The organism is Acidithiobacillus sp. 'AMD consortium' (genome assembly GCF_008926505.1).
GTDB classification, from domain to species: domain Bacteria; phylum Pseudomonadota; class Gammaproteobacteria; order Acidithiobacillales; family Acidithiobacillaceae; genus Acidithiobacillus; species Acidithiobacillus ferridurans.
The window spans coordinates 2,014,966-2,031,561 of the sequence record NZ_CP044411.1; the positions used below are offsets into that span (position 1 = coordinate 2,014,966).

Annotated in this window: 13 protein-coding genes and 2 pseudogenes; 8 read left to right on the plus strand and 7 right to left on the minus strand. The window is 55.5% G+C overall.

The window, feature by feature from the left end:
* Positions 1-33 precede the first annotated feature (33 nt).
* The 3 genes from F6A13_RS10300 to F6A13_RS10310 are packed head-to-tail and all read left to right on the plus strand — an operon-like array spanning position 34 to position 3,207.
* Positions 34-1,278, plus strand: a complete 1,245-nt coding sequence (locus F6A13_RS10300) for a tyrosine-type recombinase/integrase (RefSeq protein ID WP_012535982.1) — start codon at positions 34-36, stop codon at positions 1,276-1,278.
* On the plus strand, positions 1,275-2,216 hold the full coding sequence (locus F6A13_RS10305) for a tyrosine-type recombinase/integrase (protein ID WP_012535983.1): 942 nt from the start codon (positions 1,275-1,277) through the stop codon (positions 2,214-2,216). Before F6A13_RS10300 ends, F6A13_RS10305 begins: the two co-directional genes overlap by 4 nt.
* Positions 2,209-3,207: a tyrosine-type recombinase/integrase gene (locus F6A13_RS10310; protein WP_009561339.1), complete on the plus strand. Its 999-nt coding sequence runs from the start codon at positions 2,209-2,211 to the stop codon at positions 3,205-3,207. Before F6A13_RS10305 ends, F6A13_RS10310 begins: the two co-directional genes overlap by 8 nt.
* A gap of 92 nt (positions 3,208-3,299) precedes the next feature.
* Here F6A13_RS10310 and F6A13_RS10315 read toward each other — a convergent pair.
* The 3 genes and pseudogenes from F6A13_RS10315 to F6A13_RS10330 form a co-directional block, all read right to left on the minus strand.
* A pseudogene (locus F6A13_RS10315) lies at positions 3,300-4,142 on the minus strand (DDE-type integrase/transposase/recombinase); the annotation flags it as partial.
* 133 nt (positions 4,143-4,275) lie between these two features.
* Positions 4,276-4,662, minus strand: a complete 387-nt coding sequence (locus F6A13_RS10325; protein WP_225487178.1) for a hypothetical protein — start codon at positions 4,660-4,662, stop codon at positions 4,276-4,278.
* Between the two features lie 284 nt (positions 4,663-4,946).
* Complete coding sequence (locus tag F6A13_RS10330) at positions 4,947-5,921, minus strand: hypothetical protein (RefSeq protein ID WP_041646443.1); 975 nt, start codon at positions 5,919-5,921, stop codon at positions 4,947-4,949.
* Positions 5,922-6,792: 871 nt separating this feature from the next.
* On the opposite strand from F6A13_RS10330, the gene F6A13_RS15640 reads away from it, so the two are divergent.
* On the plus strand, positions 6,793-7,176 hold the full coding sequence (locus tag F6A13_RS15640) for a hypothetical protein (protein ID WP_225981800.1): 384 nt from the start codon (positions 6,793-6,795) through the stop codon (positions 7,174-7,176).
* A complete protein-coding gene (locus F6A13_RS15645) occupies positions 7,107-7,589 on the plus strand; it encodes a hypothetical protein (RefSeq protein ID WP_225487687.1) in 483 nt (160 codons plus the stop codon). The genes F6A13_RS15640 and F6A13_RS15645 overlap by 70 nt, the downstream gene beginning before the upstream one ends.
* A 26-nt stretch (positions 7,590-7,615) precedes the next feature.
* Here the strand turns inward: F6A13_RS15645 and F6A13_RS16010 are convergent.
* Positions 7,616-7,843: pseudogene (locus F6A13_RS16010) on the minus strand (helix-turn-helix domain-containing protein); the annotation flags it as partial.
* A gap of 216 nt (positions 7,844-8,059) precedes the next feature.
* Here F6A13_RS16010 and F6A13_RS10345 point away from each other — a divergent pair.
* From F6A13_RS10345 to F6A13_RS10355, 3 genes are all read left to right on the plus strand, one after another.
* A complete protein-coding gene (locus tag F6A13_RS10345) occupies positions 8,060-8,251 on the plus strand; it encodes a hypothetical protein (RefSeq protein ID WP_012537173.1) in 192 nt (63 codons plus the stop codon).
* A 506-nt stretch (positions 8,252-8,757) separates the two neighbouring features.
* Positions 8,758-10,140 (plus strand): DUF6880 family protein, encoded by a 1,383-nt coding sequence (locus F6A13_RS10350; RefSeq protein WP_041647442.1) that lies wholly within the window; start codon positions 8,758-8,760, stop codon positions 10,138-10,140.
* 9 nt (positions 10,141-10,149) lie between these two features.
* Positions 10,150-12,579, plus strand: a complete 2,430-nt coding sequence (locus tag F6A13_RS10355) for a TOTE conflict system archaeo-eukaryotic primase domain-containing protein (protein ID WP_012537175.1) — start codon at positions 10,150-10,152, stop codon at positions 12,577-12,579.
* A gap of 536 nt (positions 12,580-13,115) precedes the next feature.
* Here F6A13_RS10355 and F6A13_RS10365 read toward each other — a convergent pair.
* The 3 genes from F6A13_RS10365 to F6A13_RS10375 all read right to left on the minus strand — a co-directional run bounded on the left by F6A13_RS10365 (position 13,116) and on the right by F6A13_RS10375 (position 16,565).
* Positions 13,116-13,577 carry a GNAT family N-acetyltransferase gene (locus F6A13_RS10365; RefSeq protein ID WP_196491152.1) on the minus strand — a complete coding sequence of 154 codons (462 nt, stop codon included), beginning with the start codon at positions 13,575-13,577 and terminating at the stop codon, positions 13,116-13,118.
* Between the two features lie 257 nt (positions 13,578-13,834).
* Entirely contained in the window at positions 13,835-14,311 is a 477-nt protein-coding gene (locus F6A13_RS10370; protein ID WP_009561179.1) for a NuoB/complex I 20 kDa subunit family protein, read from the minus strand.
* A 76-nt stretch (positions 14,312-14,387) separates the two neighbouring features.
* Positions 14,388-16,565 carry a PEP/pyruvate-binding domain-containing protein gene (locus F6A13_RS10375; RefSeq protein WP_012537178.1) on the minus strand — a complete coding sequence of 726 codons (2,178 nt, stop codon included), beginning with the start codon at positions 16,563-16,565 and terminating at the stop codon, positions 14,388-14,390.
* Between the last annotated feature and the right edge of the window lie 31 nt (positions 16,566-16,596).

Genomic DNA, 16,596 nt, shown 5'->3' on the forward strand with positions numbered 1-16,596 from the left:
GACCGTCCATTTTGTTGAAAAAGGCGGTCGATCATGATGGAAGTACTTATCAAGCGCCCCACTACGTTGGCGCGTTATCTGGGGGCTCCGCTCGCAGAAGAGAGGGATAATTTTCTCAAACACTGTGCGCAGGTAGGTTACTCGCCCTCCATGCTCAAGAAGATTTCTTGGGTGATCTGGGCTGTCGCAGAGTACATTGGCATTGATCATGGCAAGGTGACTATGCAAGACATTAGGATTGCTGTAGATCACCGGACGCGCTTTAAACGCCAATCAACCCAGACCAAGGAATCGAAGAGCACTCGCCAGATGTTTATCCATTTCGCGACGGAATGGGCGCGACATATGGGTTGTCTTGGACAAGCTGCGAAACCTCAGGATAGTTTCGCGGTACAAATAGGGATTTTTGCTCGCCACATGCGCGAAGAACGGGGACTATCTCCCGTGACTATTGCAACCCGTTGTGAACGGCTTGGCTGGTTTTTCGCCGGATTAAATCCGCCACGAGGCACGCTGGATGCAATCACCATTTGCGATCTCGATGCCTTCGTCGAACTGAAGGGCCAACAAGGCTGGACGCGCGCCTCACTGGGCTCATTGGCCAGCTCCTTACGCAGCTTTTTTGCTTTTGCTGAAGCTCGCGGCTGGTGTGCCAAAGGGTTAACGGCGACCATTGAATCGCCGCGACTATATACCCGCGAGGGAATCCCGGAGGGCCCGGGTTGGGAAGATGTACAGCGTCTCTTGGTCAGTACTGCTGGCGATCATCCTGTAGATATTCGCGATCGCGCCATTTTGATGTTGCTGGCATTGTACGGATTGCGCCGTGGCGAGGTCGCAGCACTTCAACTCGAGCATTTGGATTGGGACGGGGATAAAATTTGCGTGGTACGACCTAAACAGCGCATCGCTCAGCGTTATCCCTTACTGCCCAGTGTGGGCGAAGCCATTGTGCGCTATCTGCGCGATGTACGTCCTCAGTGTGAACATCGGGCGTTATTCCTCACGATCGGTGCCCCCATGCGCCCACTTTCGGCGGAGAGTATCTCGCATGTCGCCCGCGCACGCTTAAACCAGCTTGGTCTCACGCTCTCTCCTCGCGGGGCGCACTGCCTGCGTCACGCCTGTGCCAGTCATCTCCTCTCTTCGGGTTTTTCACTAAAGCAAATTGGTGATCACCTTGGTCATCGCAACGCCAATTCGGCGCTGAGCTATACCAAGGTTGATCTGACGGGGTTGCGACAGGTCGCCGAATTCGACTTGGGGGGTTTACTGTGAACCTCTCAGAACTGATTTCTCTCTACATCGCCCATAAACGTGCGCTCGGATATCGGTTTCTAACAGAGGACCACTTGTTGAGATCTTTTTGCCGGGCAGTCGGTGATAGGCCAATAGAAACTATCGGTGCAGACGCCGTATCTATTTTTTTAAATGGCAAGGGGTCCGTTACGGCCTACTGGTACAAGAAATATCATGTGTTAACCGGATGTTACCGATTCGCATTGGCACGCGGGATGGTCACTGCAATCCCGCTGCCTCGCAGTGTACCAAAGCAGGACGGGCCCATATTTGTGCCTTATATTTATTCCCACGCAGAGTTGAAAAGACTGATTGATGTCCTTCCCGCTCTTTGCGCCGGACGCTCCAGAATCGACGATTACGTCTTCAAAGCCCTTCTGTTACTGATGTATGGTGCAGGACTTAGAATCAGTGAAGCGCTATCGCTCCATATCCATGACGTCGACCTGCAACAGACCATTCTATATGTTCGCGAGACGAAGTTTTACAAGACCCGCATAGTCCCATTAGGCAAGGATTTAACCCAAATTCTGAATGAATATATCGCCAAACGGAATAACCGCTACTCAGCAGCTACAGATGCGCCGTTCTTCTGCTTCCGTGACGGCACACCACTGAGTAGATCCGCCGCCCATGGTCTGTTTCGGCGCGTACGCGCTAAAGCTGACGTCCTCAAAGAGGGTGGCCCGAGGCATCAGCCACGCCTTCACGATCTTCGCCACTCAGCCGCTGTGCATCGCCTTATTGCCTGGTATCGCTGCGGTGCAGATTTGCGCGATTTGTTGCCCAAGTTGGCAACCTATCTTGGGCACGTCGATCTTTCGGCAACACAACGTTATTTGACCATGACACCAGAGTTACTTCACGAGGCGAGCCTGCGCTTCGCACACTATGCATTGGAGAAAGACCATGACTGACGTGACCCTGCTTGGCCCCTGGATACGGCGATTTCTACTGGAGTATCTGGTACGAGAGCGCAATCTTTCGATAAATACCCAGCGCAGCTATCGAGATATGCTGTCCCTTTTTCTGCCCCACGTGAGTAAACAACTCAACAAATCCGTGGACCGATTAACGGTATCTGATCTGTCGGCAGACCTTATCCGTCAATTCCTTAGTGATATTGAGGAAAGCCGCCACTGTCTCGCCGCCACCCGCAATCAGCGCCTCGGCGGCCTGCACGCGTTGGCTCGATTCATTGGTGAAAATAGTCCTGAGCATATCGAGTGGTGTTCACAAATCCGGCTGATTCCTTTTAAAAAAACGGCATATCCAGGCATTACCTATCTCGAAAAGCCAGAAATGGACGCCCTTTTAGAATCTCCAGATCGCCAGACCCCTCAAGGCCAACGTGATTACGCCTTATTACTGTTTCTCTACAACACTGGGGCGCGTGCCAGTGAAGCTGCCGATCTCAGGATCGTTGATGTGGATTGGCATGCTCAATGCGCCCACATTATCGGCAAAGGTAACAAGCGGCGTACCTGTCCATTGTGGCCGACCACTCTGGATCAATTGCGTGCGCTAGCAACGCAACGTGGGTTGGATCAACGAGTTTTTTTAAATCGCAACGGCCAACCCATCACACGCTTTGGTATCCATACGATGGTCGAACGACATGCTGCTAGGGCTTGTGTGCAAGTGCCATCAATGAGTACGAAGCAGGTCAGTCCACATGTGATCCGCCACAGCACGGCAACCCACCTTTTACGTGCTGGCGTGGACATCAATACCGTCCGAGCCTGGCTGGGACACGTTTCGCTCACTACGACCAACATCTACGCTGAGACTGACCTCGAGACTAAAACTCGTGCGTTGGCGACATGTGCTCCGCCCACAGCAGAGGGGATGGCAACGAAACATTGGCGTCAGCAGCCGGACCTGATGGCCTTCCTCCACGGCTTATAGCTGAATACTTATGTGGCGTTAATTTGATCCTCAGGCAGGTGGTATGCGGGTTTTAAATCCAATAGCCACATATTTTAAAGCGCCACATAATGGTATGGACTATAAGGCAGTGTCGTCTGATGCAGCACCCCCAGCAGGGCCAGTCCGTTGGTGGTTTCCTCGGCCACCATGGCGGCGCCATTGTCGGTCATCAGCGCCCGTGGCAGGCCGCGCTTCATAAAGGCCTGGCAGAGGCCGTGGATGAGGCTCTCGGCGGTTTCGTCCAGATACCATTGCAGGTGGCAGAGCAGCCGCGAGTGATCGTCGATGATCCCCAGCAGCATGGGTGTCTCCCAGGCGCCAGCACGGGTCAGCACCTGGCGGGAGCCATGGTGGAAATCCAGATGCCAGAGGGCGGCGGTATGTTCTACCTCATAGCTGCGCACTTCCAGGCGTTCCAGACGATCACGGGCGGCGATAGCGCCGGCGGTGGCGCGTTTCGGTCGCGACTGCCGGAACAGGCCCTGTGCCTGGAGATAGCGGCGGATCGTCGGGTAGGACGGAAGCGTCACATCCTGCCCCTGCAGGGCAGCCTTCAGATTGTCGTAGTGCAACTGGGCTGTCCAGCCCGGATGCTCCCGATATTGGATGGTCAGCGTCTCGATCGCCAGCGGCGTCAGACTCGGGAACTGGCCGACGTTACTGCGTAACCGGTTGCGCAGGGGGAGGACCGGATTCTCTGCCGCGCGTACCCGGTAATACCAGCGCTCCAGGGTGGAGAATCCAAACTGGACCGGTTCCCCGGTGAGCGGATGGCGCCAGATCCGGGCGGCCAGCGCCTCCAGTGCCGGAGCGAGTTCTCCCGGAGCGGGTGGTGCCGCCAGCAAGGGGCCAATGATCGCAAAGCGCAATAGCGCCCAGCGATCCCGTTGGGGGGAGTCGATACGGGTCTTCATCATTCAGTCTCCAGAGGGGGTGCTGCCCAGGGCAACACGGGAGACCCAGCTTACAAACCCTCAGTCAGGGTGACACTTGCCAAGTTCTGCGGGAAATCTGCAACCCTCATTCCGTTTGATGTTTACCCCTGGTTTACCTCTGGCGGATCGTCAGCGGCGTGAGCAGCGCCAAACCGTCCAGCACGGCGGCTATGGGTGGACCCGCAAACCGGGCCAGCAGGCTGAGTGGCAGATCTTCCCGGTGGACCGGCGGCAGATAGCAGGCGACTTCCGCCTTCCAGAGGGAGGTCAGCGGGAAGTCCTGCTTCCACCAGTCTCGCCAGCGTCGCAGGGTGCGGCCGGGCACGTCGAGCAAAGCGCAAACCTCCTGGGCACCCGGTGTTCTGGCGGTCAGCCGTCCGGCCATCAGCAGGATCACCAGGGCCAAATAGACCCGGCGCCCGAGAAACCGCACGGAGGGTGACGTTCTGCGCTTGCGGCAGTGGCTACAGCAGAAGCTGAAGCGCGAGGCGTACGGCATTCTGAAATCCCGTAAACAGCCTCTGGGCTTGCGAGGGTAGTCCGCCCGATGCCACTTCCCACCACAGACACACCGAATGCCCCTGGATTCTTCGGCAAGGGCTTCATCAACGCGGTACAACCACTGAAATATTTTGGGATCATGCAGAAGGTTATGGCACACTGACGGGGTCCTTTTCTTGGTCGGAAAGTGACACTCCCCCAACAGGCGCGTTTGTTCAAGTTCTTCGAGGGGGTTTACCCCCAGCCCCTCACGCTACGTGACCGTCAGCGTATCCAAAGCCATCAATATCTCTGACCGTACTCAATAACCCCGTGCAGCCATAGCCTCGGTTTGCTCTCGATCGGCAGGATGACCGTCTGAATGCCATTGCCCTGCCGCAACTCGCGCAAGTGGTAAGCATCCTCCAGCTTTGCCGCTTCCACCTGCTGAAGAAATGCGATTTCAGGCCAGGCCGGAGGAGGCGTAGGTCGCATCGCCAAAACCTCCTCACGATGTTCCTTCCAGAGCAGTCGGACCCGCGCGTATAGCGGCGACTTTCCCATGGCTTGAAGTTGGTAAACGGCATCCGGTTCGAAGGGGTCCTTGACCTGGGGAAGACGAAACCCGGATCCCGCCAGTTCGCGTTCTATACGTTCCGCGAACTCCTTGCGGCCGACTTGTCGAAGCGACGCTACCACACGGCTTATCCCCAGCCCACTGGTCTCTACCAACACCGCGATGGCCCCGGGATCTGCAAGCGTACCGAGCACAATCTGAATTTCTTTTTGCCAGGTTTGATAAAGCCTGGGTGGGAGCTTGATCAGACAGTAAGGTAGGGACATACATCGCAGGCCATCGATCAGGACAACCTGTTCTTCGGTGGGCATGGATTTTTGTCCGGGATACATCACCAAGCTATGCCCAAAGACCAGATCCTGAATCTGACTTTGGTTGACACCCAGAAGCACTTGGATCTGCCGTGGGATAACATTGCATTGGGAATGCCGTAGCAAGGAGGATTCCGCTGATAAGCAATATTGAGCGCCAAATCGATCTTCCAGGTAGTACGCCAGATATTCCCAGAAGTTTGCGTAAAACAGCGTGCTGTCGCCCTGGTGAGCACCCGGGTCTGAAACGAAGTACCACCCCTTGAGGATTTCCCGCAGAAAGCCCTTCTCTAGGAGTAAAACTCGCGTGGCATTCTTGATCTGTTGGCCGCGAACGACACCTTGGGTTGGCCCGATCTTGGCGTGCAGCTCTTCCAAGGCTAGGGCCAACTTTGTTGCTTCGCTTCGTTTCGGTCGCGCCATTCGATCGTCCCATATGTTTTGGTTAATTTAATATACATGTTTTATTTAATTTAATAAAGAGTTTTTCAGTTGAAACAGGGGTTAACTCCCATATTCTACCTCGTAGTAACCCCTTCCTGAACGGTCCACAGGGCCACCCACCCCCTGGCGAGCCGGGCATGAGCTGTACTGCAGGGGCACACAGCGGGGGGGGGGGGGGGGGGCGCCTCGGATTTATGCTTAATTATCCATCGTTGCGTAATTTATCGGTTTGGCGATAATTGTGCGTAAGGTGGTTCAAGATCGCAGCGAAACCCAATGGTTCCCGCCGAATTGCCCCAGAGTTGGCCTACCGGGCACTGCTCGTGCCAGACGTTGAGGAGGTCAGGGTCACTCATCCTAAATTCGGCAGTTACCTCTGCTGATTTGACAGGATTCCTTTGATAGGATTGGTTTTTCCCTGTAATGGAGGCTCACCCTGTGGGTGATGACGAAAATCGGCCGCAAAAGGCCATTCCTGCGACAGTAAAGGCCATGGTCGTGGACACCCGGAGTGGTCGTATTCAGGTGTATCCTGGGATCAAGAATCGGCAGCCACCCCCTTTGGTCAGCTGGTATTCTTTGCCGAGTTTCAGGAAATCAGCGGTTTGTTTTCTGCTGCTGGATGTGGAAGTCACGGCTGGCAACACCACGGCCTCCAACCATGCCCAACCAGGGCTGAACCGCGTACTGGACTCCCTAAGTGCTGAACAGCGCCCTTATCTGGTACGTGGCGACTGTGGTCTTGGCAATGATGCCGTCATTCGCGAGATGGAGACCCGGCAGCAGCCCTACCTCTTCAAATTGCGTCAAACGCCTATTGCAGCGAGCATTTACCCGCCGCGACTGGATGAACGCCGGACAAAGCTGGGAAGACCGCAAGGACAGCATTCAACTTGCCGGGTGGCAGCAGAGCCATCGGGTGGTTATTCTCCGGCGTTTGCTGAAGCAAAACCTGATTGCCACCCAGGAACAGCAGGGCCAACTGGAATTTGCTTTCGTGGACCGGCGCCAGACCAAAGTCTACGAATACGCCGTGCTGGTGACGGATCTCACAGAAAGTATTCTGGGCATCGCGCAGCTGTACCGGGACCGGGCGGATGCGGAGAACGGTTTTGACGAGCTGAAGAATCAGTGGGGCTGGGCGGGTACAGCACCCGTGATCTGGCGCGTTGCCGACTCTCCGCCCGCGCCGTGGGGCTGATCTACAATTGGTGGAGCTGGTATACCCGACTGGCCTTTCCGGAATCCCGGCGAGAGGCCATCACCAGCCGTCCATTGCTGCTGTCCGCCATAGGCCGAAGCACGAAACACGCTGGACAGGCCCAGCTTTACCTGACGCCCATGCATGCCGCGCAGAAAAAGGTTGAACGCGGAATTGAGAATATCCGCCGAGGCTTACGGGCTGTTCGCCAGACTGCGGAGCGGTTGCTGGGGCACCAGCCATGGGACCTCCTCGTGCGCTACATCGTCGCCCAATTACCCAATCACCGTGGTTACCAGATGGGGCGATTCCTGTTCTGGCCGGGCCGTAACTGCTTTTTTAGGTTCAACAGCCTGCACAGGCCGCGCCGCCGATGCGTCTGCGCCCAATCCCGACCACGGACGGCATCGTAGCTTTGCCTGGTGCCGCCACGACGGCACTCCCTACTCAGAGTGCCGGGACTACGATTCATGATCCTGGACAAGGCTCTCAAGCTCTGCCCAGCATTCAGTCCTCTCTGCAGATGATTCCGCTCATCCACACTCAACTGATGGTACCTTTCGCCCATCTTCCACCTCCGGCCCCATTGGACCATAGGTGTTGCATGTATGAACGTCCCCGGTTTTGCAAGATGCCGTAGATGTAGGTTTGGTTCGACTGCAAACATGTATCCGGCCTGTTGATGGGCTTAGTGTCCTGGCCCCAATGGACTATCCGCGTATCTGGTCCTCATCACTTCACAGGCTTTTTTACTTCATTCTTGAGCGCGCCCCGGATGTTTACAATTATGCCGATATTTGCTACGCTACCTCATATTATCTTTATGATTATATTGATTAACTATAGTTGTTTACACATTTTTCCATACACAAGAGTTCATGTCATGAAAAGCCCGCTCGCTTTATATCGCGCCTTCAGGGCGGCCAATGTCCCTGACGACATCGCCAGGGACGCTGCCTATGCTGTGAGCGCTGATCTAAAAGCCATGATCGGTCAGTTCGTAATCGAGCAGAATCTTGATGTTGCCAATGCCAGGATTGGCCTGGCAGGGAAAAGCCGCTCCGCGGATGCATGAGTTCAAAAACCTTGCAAAAGCGACACATGAGATACGGGCTCCCAGGGTTCAAGGAGGACCGCTAAAAAATACGGAAACGTCACCTATTCTGATAGGCTTTCTGGCCAAACTTGAGGCGGTGGGATTCTGACTACCCTGCCGCAGCAGTCGCGATACCAATTGCGAACGCATGGCAACATCGCTTTTTTTCGCATTGATTGCGGCAATAGCGGAACAGCAGCCAGTCCTGGGGTAAAAAGACCTGCTATTATACCAACCCCCCATTTTCCCCTTTGCAAAGGAGGCCATGTCGGCGCAAAAAGTCCGCCGCCGCCATTGACCCCCGTTTTTCATGTTACTACAATAAGTTCGATAGTGAGACGCATATGTTGGGATGAGCGGAGACGCCAATCCAATCTACTGGCTCAAAAGCCATTCTCCGACGCGGGGCTCCTGATCATGTCATCGGCTGAATACAACTTGAGCATGCCAAGTTCCACGGTGGTCTTGTGACCGTGTTTTCCCCCATGACCGATGCAGACCTCAGGATAACGCCCGAGGACAAGGAGACCCGGCTCATTGGGCTAGGCGCAGAACACTTGGCGAGGTCCCTTGTGCTCATGGCTGCGGAGAACCCTTCGGTCAGCGAGTGGGTGGAATGCCTGATTGCCACCCCCACCGAGGCGTTGCAAAAATACCGGAGTAAGCTCAAGCAGATGAAGGACTTTGACGGCTTCATCCCTTGGTCTGAAGCTTCGGCTTTCGCCCACGAGGTGGGCGCGGTACTGGACCTTCTGCGGCAAGGGGCACCTGATCCCTGTAGTGGCGCTGCTCTGGTGGGCGAATTTTTTGCTTTGGACAAGGTGCTCATCGAGCGATGCGACGATTCGAATGGCTCCCTTGGTGACGTTTTCCGCGAGGATGCCACGCAACTCTTCGTCGAATATGCCCGCGATTGTTCTCATAAGGAGGCTATGGCGGATTTAACCGCGAAAATTCTCAAAGAAGATGACTACGGCGTACGGGGTGAGTTGCTCCAGACGGCCAGCCAGTTCTTGCCCGCTGATCAACTGCGGAAGCTGATCGCGCGGTATCAGGCCCAGGCGGACACAGCAGTTGACGAATACCGTCGCCGCGATCACCTGCGCGGGGTGGAATCCCTGGCGCGCCAGTTGGGTGACGCCCCTTTGTTTGAAAAAACCCGCATCGCCGCCTGGGGGGACCCTTCTCCCGCCGCGTGTCTGGACATCGGCCGGGTGTACTTCAAATGCGATGATCTCGACAATGCCCGTTCGTGGCTGGAGCGGGTCCCTCCAGATGAGTGTAGGGAATCCGTTCAGCGGGATGAACTGCTTCTCACGATCTATCCACGTCAAGGATGCGGAAATCTTGCGATTCCTGTGGCTTGGCGGGTTTTTCGAAGACACCGCAATACCAACACCCTGGATGTGCTGATCGCCCTTCTCGGGGAATCAGAGCGGGGGAATGTTATCGCCGAAGAGACGGCCAAGCTATTGGCAAGTCCCCAGTTCATTCTCGACAATGCGCAATTTTTGCTGCAGGTTGGGAGCCTGGACGACGCGGAGCAGTATGTGCTCACCCACGTCACAGCGATCAACGGTGATCACTACTGGGGGTTGCAGGATCTCGCTGAGGAACTTTTGGCAGCGGATCGTAACCTTGCCGCCTGCGTGATTTACCGTGCTCTGGTGGAATCCATCCTTCACCGCGGCAAACCCAAAACCTACCACCATGGCGTCCACTATTTACAGAAACTGGATCTTTTAGCAGCGCGCGTTTCTCGCTGGGGCGATTGGGAAGATCACACGGCCTATAAGCAACGCCTTTATCAGGAACACCAGAGAAAATACAAGTTTTGGGGGACCTATACCGGTAAATACGGATCATAGGCATCGCCCATGAAATCCTCGACGCCACAAAATCCTCACCTTGACGCTCCAGCCAGTACGATAGGCGAACAGGATTCGTTCGCGGCGTTAGGGGAGGAAAACGCCCGCCTGGTCGCGTTGCTGGAATCGCATGGTATCGCGTGGCGTCTACCGCCTGAGCCAACGCCGCCCGTGCCGGAGTCAGCCCCCTCCCATTTTTCAGCCGAGGCAAAGGTGGCGCTGTTTCGTCGGCTATTTCGTGGGCGAACAGATGTCTATCCCGTCCGCTGGGAGAGCAAGAGTACGGGTAAGTCGGGATACGCGCCGGCCTGCGCCAATGAGTGGCGCCCCGGAGTGTGCGACAAGCCGCGCATCAAGTGCGGGGAATGTGGTAATCGGCGGCTGTCTCCGCTGTCCGATTCGGTCATCTACGGTCATTTGCTCGGCAAGCATACGGTCGGCGTCTATTCCTTGCTGGAAGATGACACGTGCACCTTTCTCGCCGTCGATTTCGATGAGGCCGAGTGGCAGGACGATGCCCGCGCTTTCGTGCATTCTTGCGAAGCACTCAGCGTCCCAGCGGCCCTGGAGATTTCGCGTTCCGGGCAGGGCGCACATGTCTGGGTATTTTTTGCCCACAAGGTGGCCGCACGAGACGCACGTCGCCTGGGTACGGCCATCATCAGCCATACCTGTGCGCGCACTCGGCAACTGAAGCTGAATTCCTATGACCGACTGTTTCCCAATCAGGACACGATGCCCAAGGGTGGTTTTGGTAACCTGATCGCCCTGCCGCTGCAGAAAAAGCCGCGCGAGACGGGCTGTAGCGTATTCGTCGATACCGACCTGCGTCCGTACCCTGATCAATGGGCTTTCCTGGCATCCATCCAGCCGATGGCGCCGCAGGATATCGAGCCCACCATCCTACGCGCCACGGATGGGACCCATCCGTTGGACGTCACCTTTATTGATGAAGAAGACCTGGCGACGCCGTGGACGCGTTCAACGCCAGCAATAACGAAGTTATCCGGGGCAATGCCAAAGACGCTCAGGTTAACATTGGGCAATCTCCTCTACTTCGAGAAAGCCCAATTGCCCCCGCCACTGGCCAACCGCTTGATTCGCCTTGCCGCGTTCCAGAATCCAGAGTTCTACAAGGCGCAGGCGATGCGGATGTCGGTGTGGGACAAACCGCGCGTCATCGGCTGTGCAGAAAACTATCCGCAGCACATCGCCCTGCCGCGCGGCTGCCTCGACGCCGCGCAGGAATTGCTACGCGACAACGGCATCCGCTGCGAACTGCGTGACAAGCGGGTTCCCGGTGAACCCATCGACGTACATTTCGTTGGCACATTGCGCCTTGATCAAGAGGCGGCTATCACCGCGATGCTGAGCCACGACGCGGGCGTATTGTGTGCGCCCACCGCCTTCGGCAAAACCGTCGTGGCGGCCGCAATGATCGCCCGGCATGGCGTAAACACCCTGGTGCTGGTACATCGCACCGAATTGCTCAAGCAGTGGCAGGAGCGGCTGCAGTCGTTCCTCGGCGTGAGCAAGGGCGTGGTTGGCACAATTGGTGGTGGTAAAGCCAAGTCCACCGGCCAGATCGACATTGCCGTCATGCAGTCGCTGTCACGCCATGGTGAGGTAAATCCCATCGTCGAGAACTACGGTCACATCGTTGTGGATGAATGTCACCACGTCGGCGCGGCGTCTTTTGACGCCATCCTGAAGCGGGTCAAAGCGAAATATGTGCTCGGCCTGACCGCCACGCCGATTCGCCGTGATGGTCAGCAGCCCATCATCTTCATGCAGTGCGGACCGATTCGATATACGGCCGCGAAACCAGCCAGTGCCCCACATGATCTCGCGGTGATACCACGATTTTTTCATTCGCGCATCGACCTGCTGCCCGAAGCCGGGATTCAGGAGGTGTTCCGGCACCTTGCCAATGACCAGGCCCGGACGGGTGCCATTGCGACTGCGATCAAAAACGCTATCGTCCAAGGCCGCAAAGTGCTTGTGCTAACTGAGCGCAGTGAACATCTCGACGCCATTCGTGCGGCTTTGGGCGGGAAAGTGTCGCCACTATTCGTTCTGCACGGTCGGATGCCCAAAAAGGAGCGTGCTTTGGTCATCGCGGAGCTTGGCGCGCTGCCACCGCATGCCCCTCGTGTACTGCTCGCCACCGGCAAGTTGGTCGGGGAAGGATTCGACCATCCGCCACTGGATACGCTGGCCCTGGCAATGCCGGTGTCGTGGAAAGGCACGTTGCAGCAGTACGCCGGCCGGCTGCACCGGGAGCATGCCACCAAGACCCATGTGCGCATTCTTGACTTCATTGATACCGGGCACCCGGCACTATTGCGGATGTGGGATAAACGTCAGCGCGGTTACCGGGCGATGGGTTATCGAATAATGGATGAGGGTGCCACTGATTTGTCCATGCCGACACCATGATGAGTGGTCAGTGGAACGTCAGAATGGCAGCGTTATTCTGTCTTCGAAATCAATCGCTTCCATGCTTATACTATTGGTTGACAACGGCAGCTAATAAGCTGATTCGATGCCACTTTCTCGATCGTTTCGGTATTGGGTTCCGGGCAGGTCACGGGCTCAAATAAAGCCTTTTGGCCAGCGCAGGGACTCTAGGTACGAGGCGCAGGCCGCTTCATCTGGAAAGACACGCTGAAATTCTGGTAATGCCGTCGGAAAACCACGTTCATCCATAGGCCACGAATATGCGATCATCGGAGGCTTGTCAACTAATAGTATAAGCATGATTGCTTCACTAGTTTTTTTCGCCGGGTCGTTATGGAGACAGCATGAAATAACGCTATCGAACACTCCCACCATCCCATAAAAATCAGGACCGGAATCGTCCTGATACGTGGTCTTAAGAGCGCATTGGCTTAATTATTATTTTAACCAGTAAATGTGCTACCAATATGAACCGAAATTTTATTTTCACTATCGGCCACGTACTTTTTTCTCACCTAACATTGGTTGCGACCAATGCTCTTGGTCATGCGTACGCAATCGATGGCAAAGCCTCTAGGCGACGGATAGGTGCTAACGGCTTCCCCATTGAATCCGCACTTTCGGTAGAATGGGGCTGCATTAAGCGTGGAATCAAGAAAGATCTCGGTGAGTCCCGTCGAAAGTACTAACCCCTCAAGATGTGCCATCATTCTTCGCCCAATTCCATGGCCCATGTAATCGGGATGGATAAATACACCATCGATTTGTCCAGACTCTATATTTATGGCACCGCTGCCAACTATCGCAACATCATCCATAGCCACATAGAATGAAGATTCAACCCAGGCCATAAACTGATCTGAAATATCGCCCTTAAGGTCATCCGTCCATGCTTCTATAACTTCTCTCTCATAGAATCCATTGCACTGTGCGCGGATTGCCGCAATGCGAACATCCCATATCTTTTTTGTGTCCATCCTATTTGCTTTCCGTATTACCATATTAAGCTCCATATTAATACAAAATGTGTGGGGGTTTAGTGGTTTTTATTATCTACATTTACTGATAATAATAAGGCATTATGTATCATAATATCGCATAGTTTATGCTTACCTATAAAGACTTGTTTTGTGCGCCGCGTAAACTCACCACGCTCCGGATGGGCGCTGCTCAGTGTCCCCCGAGCTCTTGCGCCCGGATGCGTGCGCAAATTGTCGAGTACGTCGGCCATAGATCACCTGGCTATCGTATTAGTGCGACGGATTTTTTTCTGTAGCTGTATCAGGCCAAAAATCAACGCTTCCGCCGTCGGCGGACAGCCCGGCACGTAAATATCAACGGGAACGATGCGGTCACAGCCACGCACTACGCTGTAAGAATAGTGGTAATAACCACCGCCATTGGCACAGGATCCCATGGAAACGACCCAGCGCGGTTCCGGCATCTGATCGTAGACCTTACGCAAAGCCGGAGCCATTTTGTTGACCAAGGTCCCGGCCACAATCATCAGATCAGACTGGCGCGGACTGGGGCGAAAAAGCAAGCCGAAACGATCCAGGTCATAACGCGCAGCACCGGCATGCATCATTTCGACTGCGCAACAGGCGAGCCCAAAAGTCATGGGCCAGAGCGAGCCGGTGCGGCTCCAGTTGACTACTGTATCAATACTGGTGGTAACAAAACCTTTTTCGAGGATGCCTTCTATTCCCATTTCAGCCCCTTATTGACCTGTAAGATTCATATGCGATGCCGTCACTGTCCCCTGCCAAGAACTATATGTGACATTTTTAATGTGTGTCTTCACGTTCTAGGCAAATTACGGTGCCCTTCTGGCCATCCACTTCCAACAAGTCCCCGTCATTAAGCTTTAGAAAGACTCCTGGGAGATTCATTACCGCAGGGATACCAAACTCTCGCGCGACAATGGCACCATGAGACAGATATCCGCCTGTTTCCACTACCAGTCCGCCAGCTTTGAGGAATAGCGGTGTCCACCCGGGGTCCGTGGATGGGGCCACTAGAATTTCACCGGGAAGCAGTTTGTGTCCCTCATTAGGATGACGGAGCAAACGTGCTTTGCCCCTGATGCTTCCAGTACCGGTAGGCACCCCTTGGAAGTGTTCTCCCTTGCGTTCTGTCCCCATAGATTCCGGACCCTGTCCATGCTGAATCTGATGGTGTTTATCCTCGACGATCACCTCGGGCGGCGTTTCCCGTAGCCAAGACTGGAACATCTCGGTACGTGCAAGAACACGCGCACGGAGACCGGCAGATGGTATCTTGCCTGCTAACGCCTGGAATATTTCGGGCATGGTCAACTGAAGAATATCGTCAGGCCTATCCAGACCATCCACCGCAACCAAATGCGCCCCAGCGGCAAGCAGCACTTGCCGAATCGGCTCCAGATAGGCAATTACCGCGCTGCGGGCAGATTCCCGCTGGTTGCACTCTTTGCGGGCTGCACGGGTCAGCGCCGCAATAATAGGTCGCCACCAGAACGGAACGGTTGCAACAATGCGCCGCATGGCTTTGGATTCAGCGGATCGCTGTCTTTCCCGAAGGGCCGATTCATCGATGCTGGCCAACTGATCTAAAGATGCCAAAAGATAGCCGGGCTCCTCCCGCCAGCGGGGGTTACGCAGGTAAGTTTCGTACAAACCACGATGGCCATAACGTTCGATAAATTCGGTAAAAGCCCGACGGAATTCATTATATGGCGGTATGGTAGCGAACCAGTCGTCGCTGGCCGCAGCAGACTCGGGGAACGGCCCAACTTGGGGGTCGGTCCGGGCAAGCCGTGCGAGCGCCATGAGTTCGTAGCCCTGTTGGGCGGTGACACTCGGCACCCCGCCAGCCAGCAGAGCGGTGGCAAGGGCATACCCCTCCCCAGGAAAGTGTTTCTCCAGTTGCTGCACCAGGAAAGTCAGACTGCCGCCGCTGGACCCTTGCAGAAAAAAAATATCCGATGCCCCGCGCACCGTTCGCAACCAGCGGATCAACACATCCTTCAGACCATTGCCATCTTGTGGAAGCGCTTGCTGCCGCCAACGTTTCGCTTGGAGTATGGCGTCGCCAACGGCCTTATCGGCCCGCCGACGGCGACCTGGAGCCAGCGTCAGGTAACGTAGGATGCGGGCCAGTCTGGATAATCGGTCACTGAGTAACGGGGGCGCCAACTCGATTTCGGGCTGATGGCCGCCAACCAGGGTATTCATGGCCTTTGGCGATACCCCTAATGCGTCGTATGCCTCCCATTGAATAAGAGATAGCTCAAGATACAACCGACCATGGAATAATCCTGCGCGCTGAACCCCTTCTAACAGCGGGTAGCCGGCCATCGCATAACCCTGCTCAAGCAGGGCGTTGACCAGCTTGCGGGAATTGCTCCAGTCCACCGGCGAAAGGGGGTCGGGTACCACCTCGCAAGTATTACCCCGAGACCAATAGGTCGGCTGTTCCTGCAGGATCGGGTAGGTAAGACGCGCACGTGCGGTCACCGGTCGTGCCTGCGTCAACCAGAAACTCTGGCCATCCCAAACCCATTCCAAATCGTAGCACGGCATGGTGAAATCGAGGGCTAGGGCAGCATCCCGTAACAGGTTGGCAAGCACCATGGCCTGTGAGGGTGTTAACACAAAAGCTGCGGCTTCGTCGGAACCTGTGGCACGGGTTTCCGTGCCACCCGTTGCCAACGGGACTGTTTTTTGGCTTTTTCTGCCCAGCTTCCGGGCAAGCGGCCATAAATGGTCGTCTAATGGGTCTTCGGCGAATAGGTATTCATCCCCGGCGGCTTGCCCGCTCACCAGAGACTCACCCAGCCCCCATTGCGCATGGATAATCAAGCGATCATCACGGCCATCGATCGGGTCACAGGTGAAGGCAATGCCGGAAGCCGTAGCGGGTAATAGCGGCATGATAAGCACCGCCATGGCGGGCGCATCGCCGGTATGACCTGAGATATCCATATGTTGTCACTGACCGGCAATATGGCGCCAC

Coding starts and splice junctions, on each gene's coding strand:
- F6A13_RS10300 (WP_012535982.1), top strand. CDS start 34: ATGATGGAAGTACTTATCAAGCGCCCCACTACGTTGGCGCGTTATCTG.
- F6A13_RS10310 (WP_009561339.1), top strand. CDS start 2,209: ATGACTGACGTGACCCTGCTTGGCCCCTGGATACGGCGATTTCTACTG.
- F6A13_RS10375 (WP_012537178.1), bottom strand. CDS start 16,565: ATGGATATCTCAGGTCATACCGGCGATGCGCCCGCCATGGCGGTGCTT.
- F6A13_RS10325 (WP_225487178.1), bottom strand. CDS start 4,662: ATGCCGTACGCCTCGCGCTTCAGCTTCTGCTGTAGCCACTGCCGCAAG.
- F6A13_RS10345 (WP_012537173.1), top strand. CDS start 8,060: ATGAAAAGCCCGCTCGCTTTATATCGCGCCTTCAGGGCGGCCAATGTC.
- F6A13_RS10365 (WP_196491152.1), bottom strand. CDS start 13,577: ATGGACACAAAAAAGATATGGGATGTTCGCATTGCGGCAATCCGCGCA.
- F6A13_RS10350 (WP_041647442.1), top strand. CDS start 8,758: ATGACCGATGCAGACCTCAGGATAACGCCCGAGGACAAGGAGACCCGG.
- F6A13_RS10355 (WP_012537175.1), top strand. CDS start 10,150: ATGAAATCCTCGACGCCACAAAATCCTCACCTTGACGCTCCAGCCAGT.
- F6A13_RS10370 (WP_009561179.1), bottom strand. CDS start 14,311: ATGGGAATAGAAGGCATCCTCGAAAAAGGTTTTGTTACCACCAGTATT.